Annotated in this window: 6 protein-coding genes and 1 pseudogene; 3 read left to right on the plus strand and 4 right to left on the minus strand. The window is 69.4% G+C overall.

The genetic code is table 11. The features are described from left to right. The 3 genes and pseudogenes from AB4Y86_RS11260 to AB4Y86_RS11270 all read right to left on the minus strand — a co-directional run. Positions 1–913 (minus strand): annotated as a pseudogene (locus tag AB4Y86_RS11260) (NAD-glutamate dehydrogenase); the annotation flags it as partial. Positions 914–971: 58 nt separating this feature from the next. After that, the gene (locus tag AB4Y86_RS11265; protein WP_441402319.1) at positions 972–2,351 is read right to left on the minus strand and encodes an AAA family ATPase; all 1,380 of its coding nucleotides are present in this window, start codon (positions 2,349–2,351) and stop codon (positions 972–974) included. Then, positions 2,351–2,995 carry a hypothetical protein gene (locus tag AB4Y86_RS11270; RefSeq protein WP_441402320.1) on the minus strand — a complete coding sequence of 215 codons (645 nt, stop codon included), beginning with the start codon at positions 2,993–2,995 and terminating at the stop codon, positions 2,351–2,353. Before AB4Y86_RS11270 ends, AB4Y86_RS11265 begins: the two co-directional genes overlap by 1 nt. Positions 2,996–3,147: 152 nt before the next feature. Between AB4Y86_RS11270 and AB4Y86_RS11275 the strand changes: the two genes are divergently transcribed. After that, the gene (locus AB4Y86_RS11275; protein WP_441402321.1) at positions 3,148–3,363 is read left to right on the plus strand and encodes a helix-turn-helix domain-containing protein; all 216 of its coding nucleotides are present in this window, start codon (positions 3,148–3,150) and stop codon (positions 3,361–3,363) included. 4 nt (positions 3,364–3,367) lie between these two features. Here the strand turns inward: AB4Y86_RS11275 and AB4Y86_RS11280 are convergent, their stop codons facing one another. Further along, the gene (locus tag AB4Y86_RS11280; RefSeq protein WP_441402324.1) at positions 3,368–3,982 is read right to left on the minus strand and encodes a hypothetical protein; all 615 of its coding nucleotides are present in this window, start codon (positions 3,980–3,982) and stop codon (positions 3,368–3,370) included. A gap of 92 nt (positions 3,983–4,074) precedes the next feature. Between AB4Y86_RS11280 and AB4Y86_RS11285 the strand changes: the two genes are divergently transcribed. Continuing rightward, positions 4,075–4,905, plus strand: a complete 831-nt coding sequence (locus tag AB4Y86_RS11285; RefSeq protein ID WP_441402322.1) for a LysM peptidoglycan-binding domain-containing protein — start codon at positions 4,075–4,077, stop codon at positions 4,903–4,905. Between the two features lie 51 nt (positions 4,906–4,956). Next, positions 4,957–5,358 (plus strand): Rv3235 family protein (locus AB4Y86_RS11290; RefSeq protein WP_441402323.1); only part of this gene is annotated, 402 nt, incomplete at its 3' end.

Below are 5,358 nucleotides of genomic sequence, written 5' to 3' on the forward strand. Positions count from 1 at the left end.
GGTACGCCGAGCGGTGCACCGTGGAGCGCGAGTTGGCTTTGGTAATCACCAGGGCCCGCTTTTCGCGGGCCTTCTTTCGGCCGGTCTCGGTCAGGTGCTGGATCTGGTGGCGGGTRTCGGCGCTGTCGCGCAGCAGGCCGAGGCCGCTGTCTTCCCGAAGTTCCAGCACGTCCTCGCCTGAGTCGTTGCGCAGGTCATATTCGCGGTAACCGAGGAAGGTGTAGTTCCCGTCGTCCAGCCAGCGGAGCAGGTCCTGGGCCTGGCGGAGTTCAGCGATCTGGGCGGCATTGGCCACCCTGTCGAGGTCCGCGGAAATCTCGTGCGCCTTGTTGCGCATCTTGGGCCAGTCCTCGACCGCGGCGCGGACGTCGCCGAGCACCCGGGAAATGCCGTCGACCAGCTGCTGCCGCTTTGCGTCGTCGACCGGGTCGATCTCGACCGCGATCCAGGACTCCATGTGCGAGGCGTTGTCGCCGTCGGCGATGAGATGCGAGAGCTTCGGCATCGCCGCCGTGTCACCACTGGAGATCCCCAGGTGCGAGGGCACCCGTGCGACCTTGACCAGCTGTCCGGTCTCCCGGTTGCGCGTGACGACAAAGAGGGGGTGCATCACGAGGCGGATCGGGGACTTCTGCCGGACGAGTTCGGCATTGACGGAGTCCACCAGGAACGGCATGTCGTCCGTGACGATGTACACGACGCTGGACTCGGCCTCATCGGCGATCAGAATGTTGGCGACGCCGGGCTGCCGCTGGGCGGCCGCCCGCAAGTGCGCCTGCGACCGTGCCGTGAGGACATCCCCGCCGTAGGCGCGGGCATCCTCCTCGGCGAGGTGTTCGTAGTAGTCCCCGAAGTACCCTTCGCTGGCACCGACCGAAACGGGCTGATCCTCCACGCTGGACCCAGACGACATCGACAAACGCCTCCATCAAGAAGTTCATGGCCGCACCGTTGCGGCCCTCATGGCGAGCCTAGCCGTTTGCCCGGCGACCTGCTGTGGGAGAAAGGACAGAGGATCTTCGATTTCGTTGGGCAGGTGCACAAACGAGTCCGGCGATTGCCTTGCGGAGGGCCGATTCGGGGGCGCACTCCAGCAACAGCGAGCCGGCCAGGAGGGCGTCATCACAGGCAGCCGGGTCGGCCGGGAGGAACGATTCCAGCGGGACGGTCGGGCCGTAGCGAGCCCAGGCGTCGCGGAGCTGGCGTTCCGGGGAACGTCCGACGGCAGCGGCCCGCACCTTGTTCAGAATCACGTGCGGGGTTGCCCGGGGGACGGCGGCGTTCAGCTCGGCCAGGCCGCGCACCAGCCGTGGCACCCCGACCGCGTCGGCGGCGCCGATGGCAAACACGGTGTCCGCCACTTCCAGGCTGCGGAGGGTCGCGGCGTTCCGGCGCGGCGCCATCGAGTCGAAGCTGRGCTCTTCGTCGGCCTCCAGACAGAACCCGGCGTCGATCACCGTGACCTCGGCGATCTCCCGGGCCCGTTCGTAGACCAGCGAGAGGGCAGCTGCGCGCAGTTCGGTCCAGCGGTCGGCCCGGGTGATGCCGGTAAGGACCCGGAAGGATCCGCCCCGGGTGCCCACCGGGACCGCGATCCTCAGCAACGCCGTCCCGTCCAGCACACCCTGGTCGGCCAAGCGACAGGCCTGTGCGAGTCCGGCAGCCTCGTCCAGCAGCCCCAGCACCGCGGCCACGCTGGCGCCGTAGCTGTCGGCGTCGACCAGCAGGACCGATTTGCCCTCCGCTGCCAGCTCGCCGGCGATGTTGGCGGCCAGCAGGGTCCTGCCGGGCGACCCGGCCGGGCCCCAGACGGCGATAATCCTGCCGGTGTCCGGCTGCCCGGTCCCGCCGCCTGCGGCCGCGCCCCCGGTGTCGGGGTTGCCGTCGGTCGCGCGCACGCGCTCCGGGTAGCCGTCGGTCGCGGGGTCCTGCGTCCGGGGTTGTGTGCGGCGCGCCACGGAATGGTCCGCGAAGGCAGTCGCGCCTTGCCCCGGGCCAGCGCCGCCGAGCTGGGCCACGGCACCGGTGATCAGTGCGGCGAGGGCAGCGGCCTCCACCCCGGAGATCTCTGCGGTCACGCCGATTCCCTGCAGCCTGGCTGCTTCCTCGGGGCTGTCGGTCAGCGCCACCACGGCTACCCCGACGGCGGACAGCCGGTCCACCAGTGAGGCCGTCAGCTCACCGCTGCCCTCCGCGACGACGGCGGCCCGGGCCAGCCCGGTCTGGCAGGCAGCCAGGAGCTCGGCCAGCTCAGCGCAGCGCCGGACCACGGACACCGGACCATGAAGCCGCTCCAGTCCGCCGACCAGGTCGTCGCGGGTGCTGCCCACCGTCACCACCGGGATGCCCATCAGGGCGCTCCGCCCGGATTCCAGACGACTGAGATTTTTGCCTTGTTGGCCTGCGCCCCCAGGAGTTTCGGCATCTGCCCGTCGGGGACGAGAACCATTACGACGGTGGAACGCTGTGATCCCAGTGCGGTGGTCCCCGGCGTGAGCTGGGCGATCTCGGCGCCCTTGAGCAGCAGCGTGGGTTCGCTGAAGCCGTTCCGGGTGTCCGGTTGCGCCACCCAGATATCCACCCGGGACCCTGCCACGGCCTGCGGTGGGAGGGCCTCGTCGATCGTGACGGCGACCGGTTTGCGGTTCAGTGCATCCAGCTGGCCAAGGCTTTCCCGCGGGACGAGCTGGTCTTTGCCGATGCGTTGGACGGCGACCAGTCCCGTGGCCACATCGGCCTCCGGCGTGAGGTAGTACTGCTCGACGTCGCCGAGCCGGACCCTGACCCGGTGCAATTTGTCCGTGGTCAGCTTTTCGCCGACGGCGATCGGCCCGCTGGCGGCGTAGGCTTCCGTGGTCTGGTCCGCCGCGGCGACGAGCGAGACGACGCCCACCACGGAAGCCAGCACGAGCAAGATGCCCACGAGCAGCCGCGGATCCTTCCAGGAAGGCTTCTTCAACCGGGCCCCGCCGCCGGCCACTGTGCTCACAGTCATGCGTCCTGCCCCCCTATAGTCGCGGCCCGGGCTGCGGGCGCCGGACACCCCTATTCTCACGAATTGGCGGGCCGTCGGGAAGGACCTGAAGCAAACAACACTAATTTGTGGATAACAGCCCCAAACGGTGCCACCGGTGGCAAAATGGTGCCATGCCACGATTCCTGACCCTTGCCGACGTTGCCGAGCAGCTCCAGATCAACTCGCCCGCCGCCTACGCCCTGGTCCGGAGCGGTCAACTCAAGGCCATCCAGGTTGGCGGGCGGGGCCAGTGGCGGGTCGAGGAGACCATGCTGGAGCAGTACATCCAGGAGCGTTACGCCGAAGCAAGCCGCATGATCGACGAGGCCAAGGCCAAGGGGCGCTAAACCACTAGCTTTCGGCGCTGCGGACCGACCTCAACCCGGCCAACGCGGCAAAGGGGATAGTTGCGACTCCGCTGACATTGGCCGGCCGGCGTTCCTCGCCCGGCCGGGTGACGGCCAGGTCCAGAAAGTCCCGGCCGACCCGGTCGATGACTCCGTACAGCACTGATTCCCCCGCGGCGCCCCGCCACACCAACACGGTCACGCTGGCGCGGTCACGGGCCAGTCCGCGCAGGGCGCTGGCGAGTCCGAGCCGCTGCCGGACTGACGGTCCTGTGCCTACAGCCAGCCTGGACAGGCCCGAATAACGTACGGCGGCTGTGTAAGGAATCAGCACCTGGTGACGCTCCTCATCGAGGACCAGACACTGGCTGCCGGCGTGACTCAGGGTTCCTTCGTACACCGTTCCGGATCCGAGGTGGACACCGATCCGGAGCCCGACCGAGCCTCGCAACCTGTCGGCCAACTCCACCGCGGCGGCGTCCACGCGCGCCCGCTCGTCGATTTCTACGTCCAGGTCGAGGCGCTCCCCGGCGGCAAGTTGCGCCTCCAGGTCTGCAAACAGGTCGTCCCATCGCATGGCGCCAGCGTAGGCGTGCCCGTCGGGCCGGTCAATCCACATCACCCCGGAGCCTCTGGACAAACATACCCGGAAAGGGACAAACTGTTTTTAAAGACATCAAACTGCATCAAACATCATCAAAGGAGGTTTTTGTGGCTGTCAGGAACTTTTCCGGCACCGGGTCCCGGCGGAGACTTGGTGCAGACGCATCCTTGGCCCTGGTCATCCTGCTGCTGGGGGCCTTCCTAGCCGCGTCAGGAGCCCAGCTTGCGCAGCGCCTGCAGGCTTCCGCGGCGCGGCGCCAGTCCGTCTCTTTCGAGGACCACATCGGCGTGGTGGCCAACACCACCGGCCTCATCGTCGTCGTCTGGTGGGCGCTGTCTTTCCTGATTGCCCTTGTGTCCGCTGTCCTCGAACGCGGCGGCAGCCGCCGGGCCGCGGCTGCAGCGGGGAAATTCAGCCCGGCGTTCATGCGCCGGCTGGCGCTGGCCGCGCTCGGCCTGCAACTGGCCGCAGCCCCGCTGGCACACGCCGCGCCCGGCCCCGGCGGTCCGGGCGCTCCTCCCCCACCCGCGGTGGCCGCGGCTTGGATCCCCACCGGCGGCGCGCCGGGCGGCACCACTTCCGCAGCCGTTCCCGCACCGATGACCCTTCGTGCCCTGGAACCACCCGACCCCAGGCCCGGGCCCGGGAGCCTTGGACCGGATCCGCATTGGACGCCGGCGCCGCCACCGGTAGCTCCCGGCAGCCTCGCCGCCGGTCCGCTGCGGGCACAGGAACCCGCGCCGGGCATGGTCGAGAAGACCGTCCGGGCCGGGGATTCGCTCTGGAGTATCTGTGCCGCGGAGCTGGGACCGCTGGCATCCGATGTGGATATCGCTCGGGCGTGGCCGCGGCTCTATCAGGCCAACCGCGAGGTCATCGGCGGCGACCCCGGACTACTGCTCCCCGGCCAGGTCCTCAGGATGCCGTTCGCCCCCTAACCACAGCGCCCCGAACCACCCGCAACAGCCCACGAGAGCAAAGGAAGCCCCATGAACCCCATTACCGGTATCCGCGCAGGCACCGCTGTCCCGCGGCCGCCGGCGTCGGCCGATCACCGCGCAGTCCCCTTTCCCTCCGCCGGCGGACCGGCCCCGGTCCTGCGGCTCGTGGACCAGGACCGCGAGGTGTGCGCCATTTGCCGGTCAACTRTGCAGGCCGCCGTTGAGGTCCTCGCCGGAACCCGTCCCGCCCAGCAGCTCGCCCGCCGCCTCGACGAGCGCTGCCTGGCCGCGCTGCAGCACCGGGCCGCGCTGACACGTCGTGTCGCCTCCGGCACATCACCGACGGCGGGCCGGCTGCACCGGAATCCCGCGGTCCGGTCGGTCCGCGCCAGCCGGGTCTCCGAGGACGTTTACGAGGCCAGCGCCGTGGTTTCGGACGAACTCCGCGTC

This window comes from Arthrobacter sp. 2YAF22_2 (assembly GCF_052114645.1).
GTDB lineage: Bacteria > Actinomycetota > Actinomycetes > Actinomycetales > Micrococcaceae > Arthrobacter.